Annotated in this window: 23 protein-coding genes and 1 pseudogene; 13 read left to right on the plus strand and 11 right to left on the minus strand. The window is 68.3% G+C overall.

Annotation, left to right across the window (positions count from 1 at the left end):
• Positions 1-1,186: putative Ig domain-containing protein (locus tag R5W23_RS30810; RefSeq protein ID WP_320689693.1), on the plus strand; the 1,186-nt coding region annotated here is incomplete at its 5' end.
• 124 nt (positions 1,187-1,310) lie between these two features.
• On the opposite strand, the pseudogene R5W23_RS30815 reads toward R5W23_RS30810, so the two are convergent.
• Positions 1,311-1,630 (minus strand): annotated as a pseudogene (locus R5W23_RS30815) (VOC family protein); the annotation flags it as partial.
• A 177-nt stretch (positions 1,631-1,807) separates the two neighbouring features.
• Here R5W23_RS30815 and R5W23_RS30820 point away from each other — a divergent pair.
• Positions 1,808-3,127 carry a PhoPQ-activated pathogenicity-related family protein gene (locus R5W23_RS30820; protein WP_261184803.1) on the plus strand — a complete coding sequence of 440 codons (1,320 nt, stop codon included), beginning with the start codon at positions 1,808-1,810 and terminating at the stop codon, positions 3,125-3,127.
• A complete protein-coding gene (hpnC, locus tag R5W23_RS30825; protein ID WP_320689694.1) occupies positions 3,127-4,032 on the plus strand; it encodes a squalene synthase HpnC in 906 nt (301 codons plus the stop codon). The genes R5W23_RS30820 and hpnC overlap by 1 nt, the downstream gene beginning before the upstream one ends.
• A gap of 14 nt (positions 4,033-4,046) precedes the next feature.
• Here hpnC and R5W23_RS30830 read toward each other — a convergent pair whose 3' ends face one another.
• Complete coding sequence (locus tag R5W23_RS30830) at positions 4,047-5,963, minus strand: potassium channel family protein (protein ID WP_320689695.1); 1,917 nt, start codon at positions 5,961-5,963, stop codon at positions 4,047-4,049.
• Between the two features lie 91 nt (positions 5,964-6,054).
• Here R5W23_RS30830 and R5W23_RS30835 point away from each other — a divergent pair, with 91 nt between their 5' ends.
• The gene (locus R5W23_RS30835) at positions 6,055-6,402 is read left to right on the plus strand and encodes a (2Fe-2S)-binding protein (protein ID WP_320689696.1); all 348 of its coding nucleotides are present in this window, start codon (positions 6,055-6,057) and stop codon (positions 6,400-6,402) included.
• A gap of 12 nt (positions 6,403-6,414) precedes the next feature.
• Here the strand turns inward: R5W23_RS30835 and R5W23_RS30840 are convergent, their stop codons facing one another.
• From R5W23_RS30840 to R5W23_RS30855, 4 genes are all read right to left on the minus strand, one after another.
• A complete protein-coding gene (locus R5W23_RS30840) occupies positions 6,415-6,672 on the minus strand; it encodes a hypothetical protein (RefSeq protein WP_320689697.1) in 258 nt (85 codons plus the stop codon).
• Positions 6,673-6,821: 149 nt separating this feature from the next.
• Positions 6,822-8,159 (minus strand): S8 family peptidase, encoded by a 1,338-nt coding sequence (locus tag R5W23_RS30845; protein ID WP_320689698.1) that lies wholly within the window; start codon positions 8,157-8,159, stop codon positions 6,822-6,824.
• A 9-nt stretch (positions 8,160-8,168) separates the two neighbouring features.
• Entirely contained in the window at positions 8,169-9,053 is an 885-nt protein-coding gene (locus tag R5W23_RS30850) for a hypothetical protein (protein WP_320689699.1), read from the minus strand.
• Positions 9,054-9,144: 91 nt separating this feature from the next.
• Positions 9,145-10,011: a phospholipase C/P1 nuclease family protein gene (locus R5W23_RS30855; RefSeq protein WP_320689700.1), complete on the minus strand. Its 867-nt coding sequence runs from the start codon at positions 10,009-10,011 to the stop codon at positions 9,145-9,147.
• Between the two features lie 273 nt (positions 10,012-10,284).
• Here R5W23_RS30855 and R5W23_RS30860 point away from each other — a divergent pair, with 273 nt between their 5' ends.
• The gene (locus tag R5W23_RS30860; RefSeq protein WP_320689701.1) at positions 10,285-11,643 is read left to right on the plus strand and encodes a hypothetical protein; all 1,359 of its coding nucleotides are present in this window, start codon (positions 10,285-10,287) and stop codon (positions 11,641-11,643) included.
• Between the two features lie 123 nt (positions 11,644-11,766).
• On the opposite strand, the gene R5W23_RS30865 is transcribed toward R5W23_RS30860, so the two are convergent.
• Both R5W23_RS30865 and R5W23_RS30870 read right to left on the minus strand, forming a co-directional pair.
• Positions 11,767-12,885 (minus strand): DUF1573 domain-containing protein, encoded by a 1,119-nt coding sequence (locus R5W23_RS30865; protein ID WP_320689702.1) that lies wholly within the window; start codon positions 12,883-12,885, stop codon positions 11,767-11,769.
• Positions 12,886-13,044: 159 nt separating this feature from the next.
• Positions 13,045-13,905: a sugar phosphate isomerase/epimerase family protein gene (locus R5W23_RS30870; protein ID WP_320689703.1), complete on the minus strand. Its 861-nt coding sequence runs from the start codon at positions 13,903-13,905 to the stop codon at positions 13,045-13,047.
• 121 nt (positions 13,906-14,026) lie between these two features.
• On the opposite strand from R5W23_RS30870, the gene R5W23_RS30875 reads away from it, so the two are divergent.
• Positions 14,027-14,740, plus strand: coding sequence for a DUF4058 family protein (locus R5W23_RS30875; protein ID WP_320689704.1), 714 nt, complete (start codon positions 14,027-14,029; stop codon positions 14,738-14,740).
• Positions 14,741-15,028: 288 nt separating this feature from the next.
• The gene (locus R5W23_RS30880) at positions 15,029-15,454 is read left to right on the plus strand and encodes a hypothetical protein (RefSeq protein WP_261184782.1); all 426 of its coding nucleotides are present in this window, start codon (positions 15,029-15,031) and stop codon (positions 15,452-15,454) included.
• A 38-nt stretch (positions 15,455-15,492) separates the two neighbouring features.
• On the opposite strand, the gene R5W23_RS30885 is transcribed toward R5W23_RS30880, so the two are convergent.
• Positions 15,493-16,800 carry a Tm-1-like ATP-binding domain-containing protein gene (locus tag R5W23_RS30885; protein ID WP_320689705.1) on the minus strand — a complete coding sequence of 436 codons (1,308 nt, stop codon included), beginning with the start codon at positions 16,798-16,800 and terminating at the stop codon, positions 15,493-15,495.
• Positions 16,801-16,908: 108 nt separating this feature from the next.
• Between R5W23_RS30885 and R5W23_RS30890 the strand changes: the two genes are divergently transcribed.
• The 4 genes from R5W23_RS30890 to R5W23_RS30905 all read left to right on the plus strand — a co-directional run bounded on the left by R5W23_RS30890 (position 16,909) and on the right by R5W23_RS30905 (position 19,406).
• Positions 16,909-17,343 carry a hypothetical protein gene (locus R5W23_RS30890; protein WP_320689706.1) on the plus strand — a complete coding sequence of 145 codons (435 nt, stop codon included), beginning with the start codon at positions 16,909-16,911 and terminating at the stop codon, positions 17,341-17,343.
• Positions 17,344-17,403: 60 nt separating this feature from the next.
• Positions 17,404-18,231 carry a phosphoenolpyruvate hydrolase family protein gene (locus tag R5W23_RS30895; RefSeq protein ID WP_320689707.1) on the plus strand — a complete coding sequence of 276 codons (828 nt, stop codon included), beginning with the start codon at positions 17,404-17,406 and terminating at the stop codon, positions 18,229-18,231.
• A gap of 112 nt (positions 18,232-18,343) precedes the next feature.
• Positions 18,344-18,748, plus strand: coding sequence for a RusA family crossover junction endodeoxyribonuclease (locus tag R5W23_RS30900; RefSeq protein ID WP_320689708.1), 405 nt, complete (start codon positions 18,344-18,346; stop codon positions 18,746-18,748).
• 4 nt (positions 18,749-18,752) lie between these two features.
• Positions 18,753-19,406 (plus strand): hypothetical protein, encoded by a 654-nt coding sequence (locus tag R5W23_RS30905; RefSeq protein WP_320689709.1) that lies wholly within the window; start codon positions 18,753-18,755, stop codon positions 19,404-19,406.
• Positions 19,407-19,476: 70 nt separating this feature from the next.
• Here the strand turns inward: R5W23_RS30905 and R5W23_RS30910 are convergent, their stop codons facing one another.
• Together R5W23_RS30910 and R5W23_RS30915 are read right to left on the minus strand one after the other, a co-directional pair.
• A complete protein-coding gene (locus tag R5W23_RS30910) occupies positions 19,477-20,223 on the minus strand; it encodes a metallophosphoesterase family protein (RefSeq protein WP_320689710.1) in 747 nt (248 codons plus the stop codon).
• Between the two features lie 130 nt (positions 20,224-20,353).
• Positions 20,354-21,289: a GNAT family N-acetyltransferase gene (locus tag R5W23_RS30915; RefSeq protein WP_320689711.1), complete on the minus strand. Its 936-nt coding sequence runs from the start codon at positions 21,287-21,289 to the stop codon at positions 20,354-20,356.
• Between the two features lie 330 nt (positions 21,290-21,619).
• On the opposite strand from R5W23_RS30915, the gene R5W23_RS30920 reads away from it, so the two are divergent.
• Positions 21,620-23,101, plus strand: a complete 1,482-nt coding sequence (locus tag R5W23_RS30920; protein ID WP_320689712.1) for a glycosyltransferase family 39 protein — start codon at positions 21,620-21,622, stop codon at positions 23,099-23,101.
• A 123-nt stretch (positions 23,102-23,224) separates the two neighbouring features.
• A partial coding sequence (locus tag R5W23_RS30925; protein ID WP_320689713.1) for a hypothetical protein occupies positions 23,225-24,030 on the plus strand: 806 nt, incomplete at its 3' end.

Consider the following 24,030-nt stretch of genomic DNA (forward strand, 5'->3'; position numbering starts at 1 on the left):
CCCCGGGTACCGGGGGGGGGTGTCCGCGGGGGGCGGCCCCCCCGCCGACGGCGACGGCCGCCCCGACGTGACGGCGGGGGCCGGCGGCACGTCGCACCTCAAGACCTTCACCCGCACCGGGGCCGAACTGTCCAGCCAGTTCCTCCCGGCCGGCGTGAGCGGCGGCGTCCCGTTCGCGGGCGCGAACACGGCTCCGAACGCGCCCCCGGTTCTCGGGCCGATCGGCGGCCGCACCGGCGTCGCGCTCCAGGCCCTCACGTTCGCGATCGCCGCGACCGATGCGGACGCGAACGACGCGCTCGCCTTCTCGGCGTCCGGCCTGCCGGCCGGGGCCGTTCTGGACCCCGGCACCGGGGCGTTCAACTGGACCCCATCGGCCCAGCAGACCGGCGCGTTCACGGTCACCTTCACCGTCACCGACGGCAGGGTCCGCGCGTCCGAAACCGTCGTGCTCACCATCGCGGCCGCCAACGCGGCCCCGGTGATCACCAGCAACGGCGGCGGACCCGTGGCTGGCGTCAGCGCCGCCGACGGGCAGACCACCGTGGTGACCACGGTGACCGCGACGGACCCGGACCCCGGCACCGTCCTGACCTACAGCATCGCGGGCGGGGCCGATGCGGCGCGGTTCGCCATCGACCCCAGCACCGGCGTCCTGACCTTCGTCAGCGCGCCGAGCCACGCCGCCCCTGCCGATGTGGGCGGCGACAACGTGTACGACGTCGTCGTCCGGGCGTTCGACGGGGCGCTCGCGGCCACGCAGGCCATCGCGGTGACGGTCACGGCCCCGCCCAACCAACCGCCGGTGCTGACCGTGACGGCGAGCGGCCCGCTGAACGTGCTGCCCGGGCTGATCTACAACGTCGCGGCGTCCGTCGCCGACCCGGACGCCGGCACCGGCCCGCTCGCCGTCACGGTCAGCGTCTCCGGGCCAGGGGCCCCTCTCCTCCAACTCCTGAGCATCTCCGGGATCACGTTCACCGGCGGCACCAGCCCGATCGGGCAGACGGTCACCTTCACGGGCAGTCTGGCGGCGGTGAACGGTAGCCTCGCCACCCTTTACCTGATCAGTTCGCCCATCTCCGGGGTTGGAACGATCACCTACACCGTGAGCGACCAGGGGAACACCGGCTCCGGCGGCGCGGGGACGGACACCCGGACCCTCACCTACACCGCCATCGTCTAGCGGGCGTCGGGGGCAGGGACTGCCCTCAATGGCACACCTGGGCGGTTACGGGGCGCCCCGTAACCTTGGCGGCGCCTCGGCGAGTGTCTTGTTGTTCGGGCCGTTGCACGGCCAGCCGGCGATGTCACCCGTCGTTGCGGTCGCGGAGGTCGTAGGCCCCGGGCCGCGTCAGCCGCGCCGCGGCCTCGATCGTGACGATGTCGATCTTGCGCACATCATCATGGCGCCGAACGCTCGTCTGGCGGCCGCCGGGTTGGGGGCGGTGATGGCGTCCGTGAGGGCGACCGGGGTGATCTGCCAGTTCACTCCCCGATCCTTGCACCACCCGCACGCGCTCTTGCGCCCGTTGTTCCCAACGACCGCGTCCCAGTACCGGTCGGTCTCGGCCTGGTCGGCGGTGGCCACTTGGAACGAGAACGCCTCGGGGTGCGGCAACGCGGACCCGGTACCGGCTGCCGGTGACCGGTTGGGAGCGACCGGGGGGCCGGTTCACACACGTTTTGCGGTTCACCCCGGATGGGACCGGGCTGATTTCCGGGCACCTGGATACAACGGCATTGGTGTGGGCGGTTCCCGCCCGGCCCAAGAAGTGACCGGACCACACTCTCACGGAGACCTCACTTGCGACTGCTCACGCTGTTCGGTCTGCTCGTCACCCCGGCCCTCGGCGCCGCGGCCCCGGACGTGCCGGCCCCGCCCACCGAACTGGTCGACTACGTGACCAAGAAGGACGACTCGTTTTCCTGGAAGCTCGCGGACAAGAAGGACACGGACACCGGTACCGTGTACGAACTCGACCTCGTGTCGCAGACGTGGCAGAGCATCAAGTGGGAGCACAAGCTACAGGTGTTCGTGCCGAAGGGGGCGAAGCCTCAGGCCACGATGGTGCTATGGAACCAGGGCGGCCGGCCCAACGCCGGGTCCGGCGTCCTGGGGCTCCAGATCGCGACGGGGGTTAAAGCCCCGGTCGCGTTCCTGTACGGGGTGCCGAAACAGCCGCTGTTCGAGGGCAAGGTCGAGGACACGCTGATCGCCGAGACGTTCGTGCGGTACCTCGAGACGAAGGACGGCTCCTGGCCGCTGCTGTTCCCGATGGTCAAGAGCGTCGTCCGGGCGATGGACGCGCTACAGGCGTTCGCGAAGGAGGAGTGGAAGACGGAGGTGAAGTCGTTCGTGGTGACCGGCGCGTCCAAGCGCGGGTGGACCTCGTGGCTGACGGCCGCCACCGGCGACCCGCGCGTGAAGGCCATCGCGCCCATCGTCATCGACACCCTGAACATGCCGGTGCAGATGAAGAACCAGGTCACGGCGTTCGGGAAGCCGAGCGAGATGATCAAGGACTACACCGAGCGCAAGCTGGTGCCGATCCCGGACACGCCGGAGGCGGCGAAGCTGTGGCGGATGGTGGACCCGTGGGTGTACCGCGAGAAGCTCACGCTGCCGAAGATGATCATCAACGGGGCGAACGACCCGTACTGGCCGCTGGACGCGCTCAACTCCTACTGGGGCGACCTGAAGGGCGACAAGTGGGTGCTGTACGTGCCCAACGCCGGCCACGACCTGCGCGAGACCGACGCCGACGGCAAGAAGGAACTGCTCCCGATGCGGGCGGTGGCCACGCTGGCCGCGTTCGGCCGTTGTCAGGTGTTCGACCAGAAGATGCCAGAGCTGTCGTGGGTATGTGACGAGAAGGCCGGCGTGTGCCGGCTCGAAGTGACCTCCGCCGCGAAACCCGTCGCGATGCGCGTGTGGGTGGCGGAGGCCGAGACGCGTGACTTCCGTAAAGCCCGCTGGTCCGAGGATAAGGCCGCGAAGTTCCCGGCCACGGTGACCGCGCCCGAAAAGGGGTTCCGGGCGTTCTACGCGGAAACCGAGTACGACCTTGACGGGCTGAAGTTCGGGCTCTGTACGCAGATCCGCATTTTGGAAGCGAAGAAGTAATGGCCTGGGATTTTGCACGCGAGCTGGCGCGGTGGGGGCCGGGCGCCCTCGCCGCGCCGCGGCTCCGCGACGCCCGCGCGTACTGCGCGGGCGTCGCGAAGTCGCACTACGAGAACTTCACCGTCGTGTCGCTGCTGCTGCCGCGGCGCCTCATCACGCATTTCCACGCGGTGTACGCCTACTGCCGCTGGTCTGACGACCTCGCCGACGAGACCGCCGGCGGGCAAACCGCCCTCGACCTCATCGCGTGGTGGCGCCAAGAACTGATGTCGTGCTACGGCGGCGAGCCGCGACACCCCGTGACGCTCGCCCTCCGCGAGACCGTCCGGCGGTTCGACATCCCGCCGGACCCGTTCCTCGCGCTGCTCGTGGCGTTCGAGCAGGACCAGCGGGTGAAGCGGTACGACACGTTCGAGCAACTGGCGGGCTACTGCGCGAACTCCGCGAACCCGGTGGGGCACCTCGTGCTGCGGCTGTTCGAGTGCTTCGACGCCGAGCGGGCCGCACTATCGGACGAGGTCTGCACCGGGCTCCAGTTGGCGAACTTCTGGCAGGACGTGGCGCGCGACCTCGACATCGGCCGGGTGTACCTCCCGGCAGAGGACCGGGCGCGGTTCGGCTACTCCGACGAAGACCTCGACGCGCGACGGTGTACGCCGCAGTTCCTCGAACTGATGCGGTTCGAGGTGGCTCGCGCCCGCGGCTACTTCGCGCGGGGGGCCGCACTGCTGCCGCTGTTGCCGCGTGCGGCCCGCGTGGACGTGGATTTGTTCATCCGCGGGGGCGAAGCGATCCTGGACGCGATCGAGCGGCAGGGGTACGACGTGTGGGCGCGCCGGCCCGAGGTGAGCAAGGTCGCGAAGGCGAAGCTGTTGCTCGGCGCGGCGGTGCGCGCCCTCGTGTAAAGGCAGGCACGCCGTTACACGAGCCGGGCCTTGGCTTTCTCTCGCTCCAGCAACTCGATCAGCTCGCGGGCCGCGCCGAACGTGAGGCCGTCCGCCACGGTGAACGCGCCGCCGTGCAGCAGCGCCGTCGCCTCCTCGCGCGAACACTGCCGGCTCACGCACACCAGCGGCACCAGCGCGTCCCGCGCCGTCGCCGGCCACGACTCCGCCACCACGCGGTGGTTCGTGGGCGGCTGCTGGAACCGCAGCAGCCGCTCGTAGTCGGGCAGCTCGGCCACCACCGTTAGCTTGTCCCCGACCTTCAGCCGGTACCCGCGTGCGTCGGCGAGGTCGCGCCCCGAGAGCGCGATCGGGAGCAGGTCGTGGTCGAGCACGAACGCGCGGAGCGACGCGCCGTTCAGGTGGTCGTCGGCGTCGTTGACGACCAGATCGACGACCACCAGCGTCCGCCCGGCCACGGGCACCAGGGCCTGAACGCTGTCGCCGTAGAGGGCCGACACGAACGCCGGGGCCGCCAGGGCCGGGGCCGAGATCGCGTTCCGGATGTCGGCGGCCTCGCGCACCGCGTCCGCGAACTCCGGTTCCGTGAGCCGCACCACCACCCGCTGTTTCGCGTTCATCTCGCGCACCAGCAGCGCGACCTCGATGTTGCCCAGCTCGCTGTCGGTGGCCGCAATCACGGCCTTCGCGGCGCCGGCGCGGGTCTGCGCGAGCACCTCCGGCACGGTCGCGTCGCCCACGAACACCGGCACCCCCATTCGTCGCACCGTGTCGTGGAACTGCCCGTCGGCGACCTTGTCGATCGCGACGACGCGCTCGTTCATTGCGATCAGCTCTTGCACCAGCCGGTACCCCACGTTCCCCAGCCCGCAGACGACGATGTGGCCGCCGTCCGGGACGTGGCGCACCTCCAGGGCGCCCTTCAGCCGCGCCCGGATGAGGTAGTTCGTCAGGATGGCCGTGAACCCGGCGATGAGGGCGGCGCCGGCCAGCTTCAGCACGCTGATGAACACCTTCGCCCACTCGGGCCGGTTCTCGCCGTGCAGGTCGCCCCCGGTCGCGATGATGCTGACCGTCTGGTACAGCCCGTCGCCCCACGCGGTGTCGAGCCCGTAGCGGAACACGAGCGTACTGGCGAACAGCGTACCGAACAGCACCGGGGTGATGATCTTGACCGCCAGGTCCACTTCCAGAAGGGTGCGCCGGGCGGTGCGGAGCCACCGGCGCAGGGCACCGGCCCACTGGACGCCCGCGAACCGGTCGCCGCGGAGCCGCTGAACCAGGCGCTGGATGTCGGCCGGTCGCCCGGTGACGGTGAGCCGGTCCCCGGGCGACAGCACGCGCTGGCCGCTGACGGCCTGGAGGAAAACGGGGCTGCCGGCGGCGGGGGCGAGCACCAGCGGCGCGAACCCGTGCTGGAGCGCGAGGTCCGCGATCGGCCGCCCTGCGAGTTCCGAATCGTCTGTGACAAGCAGTTCCGAGATCTGCCGGGGGCCGTCGTCCAGCCGGAACGCGCCGAGCGCGTCGCCGGTGACCGCGGTCAGCGCCATGACCGGGGCGATCAGCGCGGAGACGCTCAGCGCGACGGTGTTCTTCACCGCCCCGCCGAACCGCGTGATGAGGTTCTGGTTGAACATCCGGACGACGACCCGGGCGGTCGGGTTCAGCTTGCGGGCCAGCAGCGCCGTCGAGATGTTCACCAGGTCGTCGGACGTCACGATGACGATTCCGCGGGCCTCTTTGACCCCGGCCCGTTCGAGCAACTCGTGCCGGCGGCAGTCGCCCTTGAGCACCGTCGCGCCGCAGAGGCGCGGGTCGTCGGGTTCGGTCTTGAGGTCGATCACGACGACCGGCAGCGCGGCGGCACGGAGCGATTCGAGCACCCGCAACCCGACCCGCCCGAGCCCGCACAGCAGCACCGGCCGTTCCATGCGATCACGCTTTCCGTTGCGGTCCGCGGCCCGCACCGCAGATAATAAGAGCGTACCGGGGCGATCCTACCGAGTTATTCGGGTGGCACGAATGAATCTCGACGACAAAGTCTGTTACTGCTTCCACGTGTCGCGCCGGAAGCTCGTGAACTGGGTGAAACATAACGCGCCGAAGGTGCCGAGTCAGCTCTCGATGTGTGGGGGCGCCGGGACCGGGTGCGGGTGGTGCATTCCGTTCCTGAGGCAGATTTTCCGACAGCAGGCCCCGCCCGCGGGCGGGTGCTCGTCGTGCGTCGAGGTGCCCGAAGACACACTCGACTCGCTCACCCCCGAGGAGTACGCCGCGTTGCGAGCGGATTACGTGAAGGCGGGGCACGGAACGCCCCCGCCCGGCGCCACGCCGCTCCTGACGGATGGCGAACGGGAACCGGGCGCGTGATCGTGGCGGGGCTCACCCGCCCGTTGCGGTGGGTCGGAACTGTGTGTCCTCGAACCAGTTGCCGAGGCCGACGAGAGCCTGAATGATCCGGTCGCGCTCGTCGGCGGTCAGTTGCTCGAACACGATGGTGGGCTGGCTGCCCGATACGTAAGCCCGGTTCGTGAGGTCGGGGTCGGGTGCGAGGACCGTGCGCACGAACCGGTCCCGGTTCGGGGCGGAGGGGAACCGCGCGAACCCCGAGTGTCTCGCGCGTGCGGGGGTGGCGGACATCGGCAACTCCGTCGGGCGCGGGGCGGGCGACCGAACTTAGGATTTCCGGTCAAAAGCCCGCTCGTCGGAAGTCGTAACGTCACAAGTTCATTAGGGGCAAATTCTTGTGAATTTGTGACTTGCTGACGGCGACTTCTGACCGATGGCCCTTAACCGGCTTTCGGCTTCCTGGGCTTCTGGGCCTTCTTAGCAGTTGTTGGCGTTTTGGGTTTCGGTTTCTTCGCCTTCACCCGCGGGTCGGCGACCGCGGCCGCGCAGTTGATTACCCCGGCGCCGGCGCAGGCATGTGGCAGCGGGAGCGGGGTGCAGGTGTCGCGGATGATGTCCCCGACGGCCTGCGGTGTGAGGGACGGGTCGATGCTGAGGAGCAGTGCCGCCAAACCGGCGACCTGGGGGCACGCGCCGCTGGTGCCCCACCACTCCATCACCCGGTACCCGCTGCCCCAGACGATCTCGCCGTAGGTCGGGGCCACGCAATCCGGTTTCTTGTGCGTTTTGGCCCACTGACCCGGTCCGCGGCTCGAGTTGCCGTGCTGGCCGGCGTCCATCTGATTATTCCAGTTCACCGTCCCGACCGACAAGACCTCGTCGAGCGAATTCGCGCCCCAGATCGAGTTCGGCGAGCACTTCGTCGGATCGGCGTGGCACACGTCAACGTGGTTGTTGCCGGCGGCGAACACGACGACAATGCCGGCCGCGACGGCGTCGAGGACGATCTGCCGGTACGGGTGGTCCTGCGGCAGCCCGGCGGGCGCGGAGCAGGTGTACATGCCGTAACTGTTGCTCATCACCACCGGGCCGGGCAACTCGCCCGAGCGCTTCTTGGTCAGCACCCAGTCGTACAGCTTGTAGATGTCGGTGGCGAGCAGGTTCGTGCGCGCCGACAGGAGCGTGGCGTCCGGGGCGACACCGTCGTACCGGCCGCCGGCCGCCGAGGTGGCCGCGGCGGCGCACGCGCACATGGACCCGTGCCCGACGGTGTCGGCCCACGGGCCGGCGCTGTACGCGAAGCTGCGGCTGAACGGCGAGCGCTTGGCGCCGGGGAACTCGGGCATCGCCGACGACACGCCGGTGTCCACGATCCCGATCGTGACGCCCTGCCCGCGGGCCTTCTTGGCCCACGCGGCCGGCACCCCGGTGTGCTTGAGCACGTCCGTGAGGGTCCGGGTCTGCCACGGGGCGGCGGCGGCCGGGGCCATGAGCGCCAGGTCCGACGGGCGCGCCACCGCGCGCTCCCAGTACGCGTAGTTCAGCCCCGCCGGGAGCAGCGGGTTCGGGGGGCCGACCGGGTGGAACTGGACGTCCTCGTACACCGTGGCCCCGTTCGACTCGGCCGCCTTGCGCTGCTCGTCGGACAGGTCGGCGATGAGGATCTGGTCCTGCGTGAGGGCCTCGAACGGGCGGTACCGTTCGGGGTCGGCGGCGAGCATCGGCATCGCCATCGGCCGCATGGTTTCGCTCGGGAACCGGACGAAGTACTGTGGCACGTGCGGACCTCATTTGGGGGTTGCGCTTCGCACGGCCCCAAGGCGCCTTCGTCGGGCCTTCCGGTCCGTGGGCAGGGCGTGGTGCCCGGGGACGCGCGGGGGAGCCGTGGGCGCGTGGTACGCCCCGCCCGCGTCGCGCCAGTACATCTGCGGCGCCGGCTTGCGGTGCTCGCGGAACCGGAGGTACCCGCCGTTCAGCAGCCCGAACGGGCGTAACTCACTTCCGGGGTTGTCGAGGAAGTCCAGCCGCTCGCGGTGGCCGGCGCGGTGCGACCCGTCCGGCGGGAGTGCGATAGACGGCGGGCAGATGAAGTACGGCGGAAGGACGAAGTTCGAGACCAGAACGTTGTCGACGGGGTAGCACGACTGGCGCACCGGGTCGCACACCTCGCGCTCGAAATAGACGCTCTCGCGGACGTGCTGGCCCGGGTGGGGGGCCGGTACCAACAGGTTCACGTGCGGGTTGGCAATCAGTTCCAGGACCTCGTGCGACAGGGTGACCGACCAGTGGAACTCGGCCGGGCGGTTCCGATCGCCCTCGGCGGTAGTAAACACGTACCCGACGGGGAAATGGTCCCCCGGTTCCATGTCATGGAACCCGTAGCAGTACGGCAGGTCGCGGTACCGGTCGGGGAGGCCCGCGCCCCACTTCTGCACGAAGATGACCGCGCCACCGGCGACCGGGTCGAGTTGCGGCGCGGCCTGGCTCAGGCCGTACTCGTACCGCTCGACCGGCGGACCGCCGGTGCCGCGGGAGCCCGCTAGGCGGAGGGTCGCGGACAGGTTCCAGATCGGTGTGAAGTCGTGGAACACTTGGCGCGACACGGCGCGGAGCACGTGAAGGAGGTGCTCGTTCGGAAGGTCCGGGTCGTGGTTCACGACGGCGATGAGCACGGGCGAGCTCCGGGACGACTCGGCTTACGCCCGCCATGATCGTTCGTTAATACAGGTACGTCAAGCGAAAATTCGCTTGCATGGCTGCCGCTCACCAGTGGTTGGGGAGTTTCTCGCTGCGGAGCCACGCGGTGTACCACAGGTCGAGGGTCAGTTGGGTCCCGGCCCGCACCCGCCCCAGGATGAACGCGCGGCTCTCGTCGGTGGGCTTGTCGAGCGCGCCGGCGGCGTCGAACTCGTAGCACTTGGCGATGTGGGTGTGCGACTCCGCGATGAACGTGTTCACGTGCTCCCAGACGTTGTCGATCTTCTTGGCCTCCAGCCCGCGGCACACCTCCTCGGGGGTGATCTTGTTCTTCTCGGGGAAGCCGTCGACCTTGGCGTGGATGCCCTTCTGCTTGACGGTGCCGTCCGGCTGGTTGCGGCCGTCGAAGTCGCGGGTCGTGTGGAGCGGCATCGCGGCGTCGCCGGTGTAGTGGGCCAGCGTGCCCCCGTACACCAGACACTTCATCGGCACCGACGTGTCCTTGGGCGCCTTGCGGTGGTCGTAGAAGCCCACCGTGAGCTTCTCGTAGTACTCCACGATGGCGTAGGGCAGCGTCCCGACCTTGTTCGGCTCCTTCTTCAAGTCGCCGTAGACCATCTTCAGCCCGTCGTAGCGGTGCGTGGCGGGGTACTTCTTGCCGTCCAGGTCTTCGAGGTCGAGGAAGTGGTTGCCCTCCTCGGCGCGCCGGAGGAAGGTCATCTCGCGGTTCTTCCAGCGGTCAGGATCGCCGGAGAAGTGGGCGAGGTGCTTGCCCCCGTTTCGGAAGAACTCCGGCACCCCGTCCGGCAGCCGCGCCGCCGCCGCCGCCGCTACGGTCTCGTGCCCGCCGGACCACCAGCCCGACGCGAAGCCCCCGACCAGGCCTGCGACCGCGACCGTCGCGAACACCAGAACCGCCGTGCGCCGCTTCATTGAATTCCCTCACAATCTGGTCCGGCGCGCCGAACCGGCGCGTCCGTAACCCGGTTATATTCCCGACTTTGCCGAGTTGGTTGTGATTTCCTGGCGAAGGCATTCAACCGGATCGCCCGATTCGGCCGATTGTAACAGGTGCCCGATCTCCGTCGGGCGGCCAGAAGTCGGTGAAAGGTGAGGCGTGAGGGCTGGGGCCGTAATCGCTCCGACCTCGCAAAGCCACTGCTGTCGGTTCCCTCATTCCTCGCTGACTGAGACGGGAGGTCGGACATGCCCCGTGCGGTGTGGGTCGCGCTGACGTTGGTGACGGTCGGGACCGCGAGCCCGGCCGGCGCGCAGCCACTCGGCCCGCTCGAGCCGCTGCCGCCGGCCGAGTCGCTCGGCTCGACGCCGGTTCGGCCCGCACAAAGCGTCGCACGGGCGGCCCCCGTGCTCGGCGCGCCGGTGGCGGTTGCGGGCCGCGCGCCCCAGGCGGACCTCACACCCACGGGGTTTGTGGACGCTCCCGTTAACCCGCAGCCCCGCCGGGGGGCCGCGTTCGGCGCCCCGGTGGCGGCGGCGACGTTCGGCACCCCGGCGCCCGAAGAATCGGCGGCGGCCGTCCCGGCCGCGCTGGTCGATAAGGCGCTCGCGCGGACCGCCTACACCGCCCCGACGGCGGACACGGTGAACGAGTTCCTCACGAAGCGCTCGGCGCTGAAAGACAAAGACAAAGGCAAGGACGAGAAGCTGCCCGCGCCGAAGCGGTCGTCGTGGAAGTTCGGGGACGCGCTGGAGGGCGTGTTCGGGAGCCGCAACGGCGGGTGGTTCCGCAGCGACCACATGTTCGACGGGTTCATCTCGCCCGTCAGCAACCCGTTCCTCGCGGAGGACCCTCGGTCGCTGACCGAGTTGCGCCCGATCTTCATTTACCAGAAGGTACCGACCGACCAGCGGGACTTCCGCGGCGGGCACATCACGTTCTTCGGCGCGCAGGGGCGGGTGGCGTTTACGGACCGCTGGTCGCTGGTGTTCCACAAGTTCGGCGGCGTCACGGTGAACCCCGACGGCGCCTCGCGGTTCGGCGACGAGACCGGGTTCGCGGAACTCTGGCTCGGGCCGAAGTACACCTTCTACCGCGGCGAGGAGAACGGCGCGCTGGCGGCCGGCGGGGTGCAGTTCCAGTTGCCCGTCGGCTCGTCGGGCGCGTTCCAGAACACCGGCTCGCTGTCGCTGGTGCCGTACGTGACCTACGGCCAGAACTTCCTCCGCGACCTGCGGCTCGGGAGCTTCAACAGCATCATCACGAGCGGCTACTCGTTCAGCACGAACAACGAGCGGAGCGACTACTACTGGCTGTCGGCGCACCTGGACTTCGACGTGATGAACACCCACCGGTTCTACCCGCTGGCCGAGTTGAACTGGTTCCTGACCACGACCCGCGGCACCTCGACCACGATCGGCAGCGAGGGGCGGGACCTCATCAACTTCGGTGGGCAGGCCAAGCACGGGCTGCTGACCGGTGCGCTCGGCGGGCGCGTGAAGCTGAACGAGCACGCGCAATTCGGGACCGCGTTCGAGATCCCGTTCGCGGGGCCGAAGGACCTCTTCCGTTACCGGTTCACGATCGATTTCATCCTGCGGTACTGACGCGGCCCAAGAAACGCGTAAGTGACTGCGGGGGACGCCAAGGCACGCGGGGCGGACAGAAGAGCAGGTGTGATCCGCTTCTTCTGCCCGCCCCCGTGAAGCACCGGACAACATTCCGAAGCTCTACTTCGAGTTTTCTTCCTTCTCGGGGCTGGTGCCGGTGGCTTCGACCGACAGCAGCGCGGACGATTCGCCCGGCTGGTCGGTGCGGACGCGGAGCTGGCGTGCCACCGTCCCGGGCTTCGTCGGCTCGAATTTCACCACAATCACCTGCACCGGCAGCGCCGCGGGCGTTGCGGGCAGCTCGACCGTGATCCCGTCGCCGGCGCCGTCCACCGCCGCCACCTTGAACGGCTTGGCGGCCCGCACCAGCACCCGCTGCGTCGCGGACTCGCCGGGCTTCACCTCGAACCGCACCTTGCCGGGGTTCAGCTCCAGCGGCGCGATCACGGTTCCGGTTACGGCGAGCTGGATCAGGGGGTTCGACGGGTCGTTCGTCTTGAGCGTGATTTGGTCCGAGAGCGGCCCCGACGGCGCGTTCGCGCTCAGCGTCACGTCCACCTGGAACTCGGCCCCGCCGCGGAGCGGGCCGCCGCGCGAGGTCTCGCTCACCCGCACGTCGAACGGGTGGTTCCCCGCAACCGCCTCGGTGATCTTCCAGTCGCGGGCGCGGCCCGCGTACTTCACCTGGACCGACTGACTTAACCGCGTCCCCTTCGGCACCGTCCCGAAGCTGACCGCGCCCGGGGACACGCTCACGTCGGTGCGGCTGGTCGCCGACACGCGGAGCACCGCGGTGGAGACGAACTTCGGCCCGAACGTGACGTAGAAGTTCTGGGAGTTCGACCCCACGAACTTCCCGGTGTTCATTGTGACGGTGAACTCGGCCGTCTCGTTGGGCTCGAGCGTCTTGGTCACCGGGGTGTAGTCCAGGCACGTGCAGCCCTTGCGCACGTCCGTGATCCGCATGGGTACGTCGTAGATGTTCGTGATCGTGAACTTGTGAACGCACAGCGTGCCGTGCGGCACCTCGCCGAAGTTGTGGGTGATGACCGCGGGCGCCGCTTGCTCCCGGTCGGTCGCGGCGTTCGGGAGGAAGAACTTGTTGGCCCACGGCACCGCCGACTGGGCCGCGGGCTGCTCCACCGGCACCGCGGGGGTGGGCGCCGGCGGAGCGGCCGTCGCAACCGTCAGGGTCAGTCCGCTCGCCGCAACCGCTGCGTATCGTAATGCCCGTCGCATTTCGCACCTCCAGGCCGCCCCGACCGCCGCGGGCGGGCGTCGCATCCTACATCGGCGGGCAAGGGGGTGTTCCGGCAACGAACGGCGGCTGTGAGGGGCGGCACGCGGGCGCGGGGGGCGGGGCATCCGATGGGTTCGCTACGGCCCGCACGCGCGGACTCACCCGACGCGCGTGCTCGTTCCGCCCAACTGCTCCCGGACGAATTTGATGCCCTTCGTGTACACGTCCTCGGGCGCCGGGAACAGGTCCCGCCACACCTTCGTGGCGGCGGCAAGGTCCGGCAGCGCCCGGCCGAACGCCTCGATCGTCATCCAGCCGTCGTAGCCCACCTCGCTCAGCGTGGTGAACGTGTCGTCCCAGTTCACCTGCCCGGACCCGGGCGTGCCGCGGTCGTTCTCGCTGATGTGGACGTGCGCCAGCACCGGCGCGACGGTCCGGATCGCCGCCGCCGGGTCCTTCTCCTCAATGTGCGCGTGGAAGCTGTCGTACATCGTCCGCAGGTTCGGGTGGTCAACGGCCTTCACCAACTCGACCGCCTGCGCCGCGGTGGTGATGAGGTAGCACTCGAACCGGTTCAGGTACTCGACCGCCATCGTGAGGTTCGCCTGCTTGGCGAACTCCGCGGCCGCGCGGAGCACGTCCGCGGAGCGCTTCTTTTCGTCGGCGGTGGGGCCGGCGCCCGAGAACTCGCCGAGCGCGGAGTGGAACGGCCCGCACACGGTTTCGGCGCCCAGTATGTGGTTGATCTCCACCACCGTCTTCAGCCACTCGACGGCCTTCTGCCGGGTCGCGGCATCGGGGCTGATCGCGTTGGTTTCTTTGGTCAGGACAGTAACGGTGGTGCACTGCAGCCCGAGCCGGTCGAGCTCGGCGCGGATCGGCTTGTACTCCGCGGGGGCGCCGCCGAACACGGGCAGCTCGACCCCATCGAAGCCCGTCGCCTTGAGTCTGGCCAGGAGGGGAAAGTGTTCGCTGGTGACCCCGCCGGTCCAGAGGAGCAGGTTCATCCCGAGCTTCATGTTGTGTCTCCCGTGGGGGAAGTGTGCGGCATTCTCCCCGACGCCGGCGCCCGCGGCAACGGTGCGAGCGAAAATCCCGGCCCGCGGTATACTGACGGCGACCAACGACCCGGAGGCCCTCATGCCCCTGCGCGACCACTTTCGCGGCTGGCTCGACCAAGAGATGAAGTGGCACTCGTTTCATCAGGCCTGGGCCACGTACATTGCTGAAGCGCTCACGACACGCCTTCCCGAAGGGTTCCGCGCTTCGCCGAACGTGCAGACCGCAATTGAGATCGATGTCGCTGCGTTCGGCGGCGCTCGTACACCGCCCCGCGCGCCGACCGATCGTGAGGAGCCGGCGTGGCAGCCGTCGGGTGGGACGCTCACGCTCCCCTTCGAGGTCACCGAACCGGCCACGGAAGTGTTGGTTCACGGACGCCGCGACGGGAGCTATCTGGCGGCTGCTATTGAGCTCGTGAGTGAAGGCAACAAGGACCGTGCCGAAGCCCGTGAAGCGTTCATCGCGAAGTGCGAAACGTACCTCCAACAGGGCGTCGGACTGGTGATCGTTGATCTGGTGACGACGCGCGCCGCGAACCTGCACGACGGGTTGCTGGCCCGCGTCTCCCCGACCGCACCGGTCTGGGGGGAGCGGTTGTACGCGACGGCTTACAGCCCGCAGGGTAAGAACGGGGCCGCGAAGCTCACCGTGTGGCAAGAGCCGCTTGCGATTGGGGCCGCGCTCCCGACGATGCCGCTCTGGTTGCTCCACGGCCCGTGCGTGCCGGTCCAGCTCGAAGCCACTTACGAAGACACCTTCCGGCGCCTGCGCCTGCCCACCGAGGGGCCGTAACGGTGGCGGTCTACTTCGTGTACCGCTGCCGCTACGGCGCGCCGAACGAGAAGCACCTGCGGCGGTTCGAGCACGGCACCGTACTCGAATGGGCGCGGGCGGTCTTTCGAGCAGTTCATTTTCTTCGACGACCGCTGGGCCGCCGCGTACCCGACCCTCGCAAAGGGCATCTTTACGTTCGCGTCCCGGTGGGACGTTCTGACCTGAACTCGACGTTGGCCCGAAAAGTGCGTCTCCGTTCCCGGCACGGGCGCACCCGCGCCCCGATCCGCAACCGGGAGTTACACCATGAACCGCTTGATTACGACCGTCACACTGGCGGCGCTCAGTATTGGGTGCGCCTCACTCTCGCGTGCTGCAGCCGAGGAGCCGAAAACGACCGAGACTGTGAACCTGTCCAGCTCCATCGCCGACCTCGACCAGCAGAAGGCGGTGATGGGGACGAGTGTGATTCTGTCGCAACGGGAGTGGGAGCGGCTGGCCGCCGCGTGGGGCATCAAGGACCCGCCGAAGGTCGATTTCTCGAAAGAGATCCTCCTCGTCGGCACATGGCGCGGCGCCGGGTTCAAGTTCCTCAATGACGTGAAGGACGGCAACCTCACGACCGAACTCGTCGGCGATAAGGAGGAGCGCCCGGGGTTCCGCTACCGGGCCGTGACGCTCCGTCGTGATGGGATCACGAGCTTCCACGGCAAAAAGTTACCTGCCGAGTGACGAATTGAAGCGGTTGGTTCGCACACGGGCCAACCGCTTCAACTCTTGAGCATGTCGAGCAGCTTTTGAGCGCAAGATTCGGCAAAAGCCGGGTCGTTGATGTGCAGGTCCAGTTCCGTCAGTTCAACGTAAGGTGCGATCCAGTTCCGCAGGCTCTGGAACAGTGCTTCGTCGGCTTCGGGCCACCAGAACGGCATTCCCTCCGCGTCGATCGCGGACACACCCCGGAGCGGTACCATCACGCACGTGGGGCTGTTGGACGCGCTCGTCCGTTCGGCGACCACTTTTCCGAGCTGATCCATCTCCTCGGGCGTGGTGCGCATGAGCGTGATGGTCGGGTTGTGCCGGTAGAGCCGTCGCTGCTGAAACGGTTCGGGTACGGTGTCGTATGGGCCGAAATTGACCATGTCGAGGGCGCCGAGCGACACCACCTGGGGCATCCCGGCGACCGCCGCGGCGGTGAGCCGTTCCGGGCCGGCGGAGAGGACGCCGCCGACGAGTTCGTCCGCCAGTTCGGTCGTCGTGATGTCGAGCACTCCGGCGATCAACCCGTCGCGGATGAGCCCTTCCATCGTGCGCCCGCCGGTGCCGGTGGCGTGGAACACGATCACTTCGTAACCGGCGGCTTCGAGTACCTTCCGAGCGGCCTCCACACATGGCGTCGTGACGCCGAACATCGTTGCGGCGATAACGGGGCGATCCTCGGAATAATCAGCCCCCCTCCCTGAAGGAGAGGAGAAACCGCATCCGCGTGCAGCAGCCGTTTCCTGTGGCTCCTTGCCCGCTTCCCCCGTCCTTTCAGAGAGGGCCGCCGGGGGGGGAGGTTGCTTCGCCATCCCGATCATCGCGTTGGCCGCGTTGTCGAGCACGGCCCGGCTGATGCGGTTCAGGCCGGCGATGTCCACCACGGAGTGCATCATCATGACATCGCGGGTGCCGACATAGGGCTGCACCTGTCCGCCCGCCAGCGTGCTGACCATCAGTTTCGGGACGCCGACGGGCAGCGCCCGCATGGCGGCGGTCCCGATCGTCGTTCCCGCCGACCCGCCCATTCCGAGCACCCCGGACAGCCGCCCCTGTTTGTGCAGTTGCGCCGCGAGCTTGGCCGCTCCCGTCGCCGCTAGTTCGATCGCCTTCCCGCGGTCCGCCGCAGCCTTTACCGACTCGTAACTCGCGCCGGCGGCGCGGAACAGCTCTTCTCGCGAAACGTCGGCCGCGAACGCCGGAGGAGCGATCACGCCAGCGTCGGCGACGAGAACCGGCACCCCGGCGGCGCGGAGGCGGTCGCGGACGTAAGCGAATTCGGCCCCTTTGGTGTCCAGGGTGCCGACCAGCAGAACGGACATGAGCGCTTCCCGGTGAACCCGCGGCGAGGCGATGCAACATCGAATCGCGTGATATGTTACCTGCGTGGCCCCCGCATTCCAGTGTCGCAAACAGAGTTGAGGACCGGCATGCACCCGGTGTTGCGGCGTGTTCTGTTGCACGGCGGCCTGACGGCACTCATTTTGGCCGTTATGGGCGCGCTGCTGGCCGAACTGGCGACCCTCTGGCTGAGCGGTCACGCCACCCGCTCGGCCGACCCCGTCGCCGAACAACAGGTCGGCGCGGCCCTTCGCACGCGCCTGCCGCTGATGCTCGCGGCGTGGGGCTTCGCGTTCGTACTGGTCGGTGAACTCATCATCTGGCGGATTCGCGGGAGCCGACCGGCCGCGCCCGAACCGCCCAACCCCCAAGACGACGCCGAGAAACTGCTCAACGAACTCCTGGCCCAGGCGGAATCGCGGATGGCCGCGGAAGCGGGAGAACCAGGGAGCGAGGGGAAAAGGCCCGAGCCGGGAGATGGGAAGTCGGGGGAGGAGCGGTCCCCCACCCCGTCGCCGCCGTGAGACGTTCGTATTGTACCTTTCGGTCCCCGCTTCTCTTCCCGACCGAACACCGACTCTTCCATGCACTCACGCACTGATATCCTCGCCCGGTTCCGATCCCAGGTGGCGGCCGGGGTGCCGATCGTTGGCGGCGGGGCCGGCACCGGGCTGTCGGCCAAGTGCGCCGAGGCGGGCGGCATCGACCTCATCATCATTTACAACTCGGGCCGGTTCCGGATGGCCGGGCGCGGGTCGCTCGCCGGCCTGCTCCCTTACGGCGATGCGAACCAGATCGTGATGGACATGGCCCGCGAGGTGCTGCCGGTGGTGCAGCGCACGCCGGTACTCGCCGGGGTGTGCGGCACCGACCCGTTCCGGGTGATGAAGCGGTTCCTCCTTGATGTGAAGGACGCCGGGTTCAGCGGCGTGCAGAACTTCCCGACGGTCGGGCTGTTCGACGGCACGTTCCGCGTCGGGTTGGAAGAGACCGGGATGGGGTACGGGCTCGAAGTGGACATGATCCGCGTCGCCCGCGACCTCGACCTGCTCACCTGCCCCTACGTGTTCACGCCCGACGAAGCGATCGCAATGACAAAGGCGGGCGCGGACGTTCTGATCCCGCACATGGGCCTGACCACGAAGGGCGCGATCGGCGCCAAGACGGCATTTTCCCTGGAGGAGAGCGCGAAGCGGGTTCAGGAACTGGCCGACGCCGCGAAGAGCGTCAACCCCGACGTACTGGTACTGTGCCACGGCGGCCCGATTTCCGAACCCGAAGACGTGCGCTACATCCTCGACCACACGAAGGGGATCGCGGGCTTCTTCGGGGCATCCAGCATCGAGCGGCTGCCCACGGAAGTGGCCATCACCGGTTGCGTCAAGCAGTTCAAAGAGCTGAAACTCGCCTAAAGGCAATGAGCGCTCGTTGAACCGCCCCCACGGTAGGCGCCCGATTCGGAACCGGGTATCGTGTTTGGAGAGTCGCCCAGGGTACGGGTGCAGTCGCGCGGAGGTTGCGGGCATGCACCTGGAATTCGTTGTTCCCGGCCCGCCGGTCTCGTATCAGACGAATGACAAGGTGAACTTAAAGGCGTGGAAGGCGAGTGTGCTGGCCGAAGCGCGAAAGGTCTGGACCCGGGCACCGCTGACGGGGAGGCTCAAGTTCCTGCTGATCAATTTTCACGAAGGAGACACGCCGCCACTCGACGACGATAATATGGTTAAGCCGATTCGGGACGCATTAAACACGGTCGTCTACGACGATGATCGACAAATTCGGTATTCGGAAACGATTCAGATTTCGATTGATGCCCCTGTGAAACTGCGCCGCGCGTCCGCTGTCCTCCTCGCGGCTTACAGCAAAGGCGACGAGTTCCTGTACGTGCGAATCGAAGACGCCCCTACGGTGATCCAACTGCCGGGATGAGGATATGGACTTTGAGGCCGAACTCAGCCGGGTTGCGCAGCAGTACCAGGACGAGGGGTACGCTGTGGTGCTGCGCCCGCAGGGCGACGTTGTTCCGCCGTTTGCCCGAAACTTCGAATTGGACCTTCTCGCTTCTCGTCCCGGGGAGAATGTGATTGTCGAGGTCGCGCCGAATCGCGCCAGCTTGTCCAACGATCCACAACTGACTCGGCTCGCCGATCTGGTCGCCAAGCAACCGGGCTGGCGGCTCGATGTGGTCGTGGTCGAGCAGAACCCGCCCGGCGGTGCCGAGCCGACCGCAGATCAGATCCGTGAGATGTACGCGGAAGCTGAACGGGTGCTCGGCGCAAACGCCCCGCGCGCGGCCCTGATGTCCGCTTGGGCTGGTCTCGAGGCGACCTTGCGGCGGTTGGGTCAGCGAACGGGTGTCGGCGGAAAGACCGGTACGATGCCCCCAACGTTGGTCCGGGAGCTTTATTCCGCGGGATACATTTCGCCTGACGAATTTCGGTTTTTGGAGCAGGTCCGGGCGGCCCGCACGGTGATCGCGCACGGGTTGGCGCCGGCCCCGGTTGATGAAGGGGCCGTCCGGAAGGCCATCGCTCTCGGACGGTTTAAATTATTGGAGAGCGAACAGGTCCGGCCCATCCTTGCGTAAGCATCGGGGTGAGCGGGGCTGATGAAGCCTTCTATTCTCTGCGGTGTGGCTTTTGCCCGCGCACGCGCCCTTACCGCCCCTCGCGGAGGCGGTCGCCGAGGAAGTTACTCAGTTCCGGGATCGAGTAGATCTTCTTCACCGTGGCGTCCACGTCGTACTCCACCCGATGGAACGTGAGGTCGAGCCCGTCGAGCGTGACGTAGCAGGCGCGCCAGTTGGCGTCGCGCGGCTGACCGACCGAGCCCACGTTGACGATCGTCTTCCGGTCGTCGAGCCGCCACGTGTGGTCGATCTCCTCGGGCGACAGGAACTGCCACTGCGCGCCCGGCTCGGGCTCGACGAACACCCCCGGGACGTGCGTGTGGCCCGCGAAGCAGTACCGGTCGATCAGCTCGCCGATCCGGGCCATCTTCGAGATGTTGTAAACGTCCTCGGGGAACACGTACTCGTTGGTCTGGTTCCGCGCCGAGCCGTGAACGAAGAGGAAGTCGCCGTCGCGGAACTGGCGCGGCCGCTCCGAGAGGAACGTCCACAACTCCTCCCGCCGGGCGCACTCGACGATCACCCGGGTCCACAGCGCGGCCCGCTCCGCGTTCGGGCTGAACCCGGTCGGGTCGAACAGCACCGCGTGGTCGTGGTTGCCCAGAACGTTCAGGTCCCACGCCGCCGCCCGGTCCAGGCATTCGATCGGGTTCGGCCCGTACCCGATAATGTCGCCCAGGCTGTAAATCGACGTGACGGCTCGGCCGCCGATGTCCGCCAGGACCGCGTCCAGCGCCTCGATGTTGCCGTGAACGTCGCTCAGAATCGCCCGCATGGGACACCAGGGCAGTGGGCAAGCAGTTGTGAGTGGGCCGCAGGCGGTAGGCAGACAGCATAGGGCGCGGTCACGAACGCGACCCCTGTTGCGGGGCGCCCGCTCGCCGGCCGCCCCACTCGTGCCCCGCTTACAACTGCTTCTCAAGGACCGGGAACCGGCCGTGCTCCTTGAAGTAGCGGGCGTAGAACGCGAGCAGGTGCGGCGCGTCCGACGGGCACTGCGCCGCCAGCGCCGTTACCGTCCCCTCGGTCATCTCCAGTGACGCCTCGGACAGCAGCGCCAGCCCCGCCGTTAGCGCGTTCGCCGGGTTCGCCACCAGGAAGCTGAACAGCCCGTTCACCCGCTTGACGTTCAGCCCCTCCGACCCGAACGCCCCTAGTCGGAAGCACGGGGCCAAGGGGTCAACCTTCTTAACGTCCGCGTACGTCGCGCTTTCCAGCCCGATCCCCACCGCCGCGGGCGCACCGTCGGGCGCGCGCAGCACCAGTATCGCTTCTGCCGGAAAGTACGGGTTGGCGAACAAATAACTTTCAAGTTCCGCCGCGGGCACCCGCACGATTCCTTGCCCCATCGCACTCACGGCCGGCACGTCCTCGCGCCGGAGCCGGTCGATCGGCAACTTGCCGCGGTTCACCAGGGTGGGCAGGTCTACCGGGTCCGCCCAGTAGTTGACCACCTCGCGCCGGACCGAAAATCCGCGGTCCGTTAGGAACCGTAGCACCGATTCCCAGTCGCGGCGGTACGCGGCGAACACGCTTTTGAGGCCTCGCGCGCGGGCCGCGCTCAGAACCGCCTCGAACAGCGGCTCCGCGGCGGCCTCGTGCCCCTTCTTGCACCACGGCACGCTGACCCGCTGTTGCGCGAGGTCGAGGGTGCAGTACCCGACCACCTGACCGCCCTCTTCGGCGTAGAACCGCGTGCCGGGGTCGAACGCGCGGCCCCGGGTCCGCTTCTGCACGTCCGCGGCGCTGGCCGGTTTGAACCCCGGCAGTGAGAACGCGGCGACGTTGTACAGCGCCGCCTGTGTGGTCTCGTCGCCGCTCTTAAATGTGCGAATGTTCACAAGTTGAACCGTCCAGCTTGCGGATGCCTGTAACCGGTCGGTGGGTCCGGTGCCGGGGGCCGGTACCGTAACGATCGAACCGAACGCACCGCATCGTGTGCGGGCCGCGTGGCGTGATGACGAGGCCCGGGCGCGCCGGCGCCCCAACCACCCGGTAACGGGATGGCAGCGTTTTGCGCCCCCGCGCCGGGCGCCGTTGGGGTTGCGAACGGCGCGCCGCGGGTGCTACCGTGTGCCGCCCGCACTCCGAGGTCGAACCGCGTGGACACTACGAAACTAGCACCGCCGGCAAACCGTTTCCAGCCGACCCCCAAAACCGTTACCGTACTCGTGAGCGATCCGGTACAGCAACCGCGCCCGCGGACGGCGCTCCTGGCCGCCCTGGTTTGCGTCGGTGTGGGGCTGCGCCTGGTCGCGCTCCTGTCGGACCGGTGCCTGTGGATCGACGAGGCGATGCTCGCGCTGAACCTGGTGGACCGCACCCCGGGGCAGCTCTTCGGTAAGCTCGATTATAACCAGGGCGCACCGGTCGGGTTCCTGCTGGCGGCCAAGGCCGGGATCAGCGCGTTCGGGCCGGGCGCGTGGGCCATGCGGCTCGTGCCGTTCCTGGCATCGGTCGCGGGGCTGGTGGGGTTTGCGTTCGTTGCGCGCCGGTTGCTGCCCGCCGGGGCGTCGCTCCTGGCGGTCGGTCTGTTCGCGGTGTCGCCGCACCTCGTCAGCTATGCGGCCGAGTGCAAGCAGTACGCGAGCGACGCCGCGATCGCGGTCGGGTTGTTCGCCGCCGCCCTCGGGCTGCTCGAAGGGAAGGGGGGCTGGCGCTGGGCCGGGCTGGCAGCGGCTGGGGCCGCAGCGGTGTGGTTCTCGCACCCGTCGGTGTTCGTACTCGGCGGCATCGGAACCGGGCTGCTCGTGAGCGCGCTGGTCGAACGCGACCGGCCGCGGTTTCTTGCGGCTGTTGGCACGGTTGCGGCTTGGCTGGTGAGCTTCGCGGCTTGCTACTTCCTGTGCCTGAAACAGCTCGGCGGGAACAAGTACCTGACCGATTACTGGGCCGGGCACTTCATGTCGCTCCCCCCGAAGGGGCTCGGCGACCTCGCGTGGCTCGTGGACCACTGGGTCGCGTTCTTCACCACCCCGGGCGGGTTCGGCGGTGCGCTGGTGCCGCTCGGCGGCTTCGCGGCCGTGCTCTCACTCGTCGGGTTGCGGGAGTTCGCCCGCACGCGCGGGGCCGTGGCCGTCGCCCTGGTCGTGCCCGCGGCACTGGTGCTGCTCGCGTCCGGGTTGCAGAAGTACCCGATCGGCGGACGCCTCATGCTGTTCATGACCCCTTTGGCGGTGCTCCTGGTCGCCCGAGGCGCGTGGGCGGTCTTTGACGGCCTTTCGGAAAAGAACGCCTTCGCCGCCCGGGCGCTGCTGGTCCTGCTGGTGGCGTCCCCGCTGTGGGCCTCGTTCGAGTTCCTGAAGCAGCCGCCGCGGTCGGAGCAACTCGCGCCGGTGCTGGAACAGGTGCGTTCGGAGTTCCGGCCCGGTGACCGCGTGTTCGTCTATTACGGGGCGGTCCCGGCGTTCACCTTCTACACGCGCGAGCGGCCGTTCCCGGCGGAAGGGGTCACGCTCGGTTCGGAGCACCGCGACGACCCGGCGGCGTACCGGGGCGAACTGGCCGGGCTGCGCGGGCGGGTGTGGTACGTTGTGAGCCACCGGCACGGCACGGAAGAGGCGGAAGCGCTGGCTGTGCTCGACGCCCGTGCCCCGCGCGAGCGTGAGGTGAAGCGGACCGGCGCCGCCGCGTACCTGTACGAACTCAAATAAGTCCGGCTGTGCGGCGCGGGCCGCTCCCGAACCGGCGGAACCGACGCCGGGTGCGGTTGATCCGCCCCGGTTCAGCGGTTATCGTCAAGAATGGCACCGCACAGCCACTCCGGGGGCGAAACAATGGCGATTGACCGGCGGGGGTTTCTGGGCACGGTCGCGGCATCGGTCCTGACCGGCCCGTTCGCCCTTGCGCAGACCAACCTGAGCGAGAAGAAGGTCGTTCCCCTGGACCTGCCGCTCGACAACGCGGACGTGTGGACCCTCCACTTCCGCTACAAGCCGCTCCGCATCGTCCAGGTGAACGGGTTCGATAAGAACGGGCGCCGCGCGAAGCAGACGGTTTGGTACATGTGGTACCAGGTGTACAACCTGCCGCGGGAGGGCCGGCCCGGTGAGCCGGTCACTTTCCTGCCGCAGTTCGAGCTGGTGACCAAGGACCTGAACACGACGCACCTCGACGAACCGCAGCCGTACATCTTCGAGCAGATCCGCAAAATCGAAGACACCAACGTGTCGCCGGAGAAGCCGGAAGGGGAACTGAAATTCAAGAACTCGATCACCATCTCGAAGCGGCCGATCCCGGTGAGTAAGCCGGACGCGACCCCGCGGGTGGTGTCCGGTCTGGCGATCTGGACCGACATGGCCGAGGTGGCGCCGAAGACGAACAAGTTCAGCGTGTACATCGCCGGGCTGTCGAACGGTCTCGCGAAGGAAGAGCTGCGCACCGGCGAGCTGCTCATCAAGCGCAAGACGTTGCAGATCAACTTCGTGCGTCCGACCGACGACAACAACCCGCTCATCACGGACATCCGGCCGGACGACGCGAACGGGCCGGCCGAGCAGTGGGTGTACCGCACGTCGTCGGTGACAAAGTCGATCGGGGCCGGCCGCGTGGCGCCAAAAGCGCCGCCGCCCCCGCCGATGTG

Origin of the sequence: Gemmata algarum (assembly GCF_034097035.1) — a bacterium.
Taxonomy (GTDB): Bacteria; Planctomycetota; Planctomycetia; order Gemmatales; family Gemmataceae; genus Gemmata; species Gemmata algarum.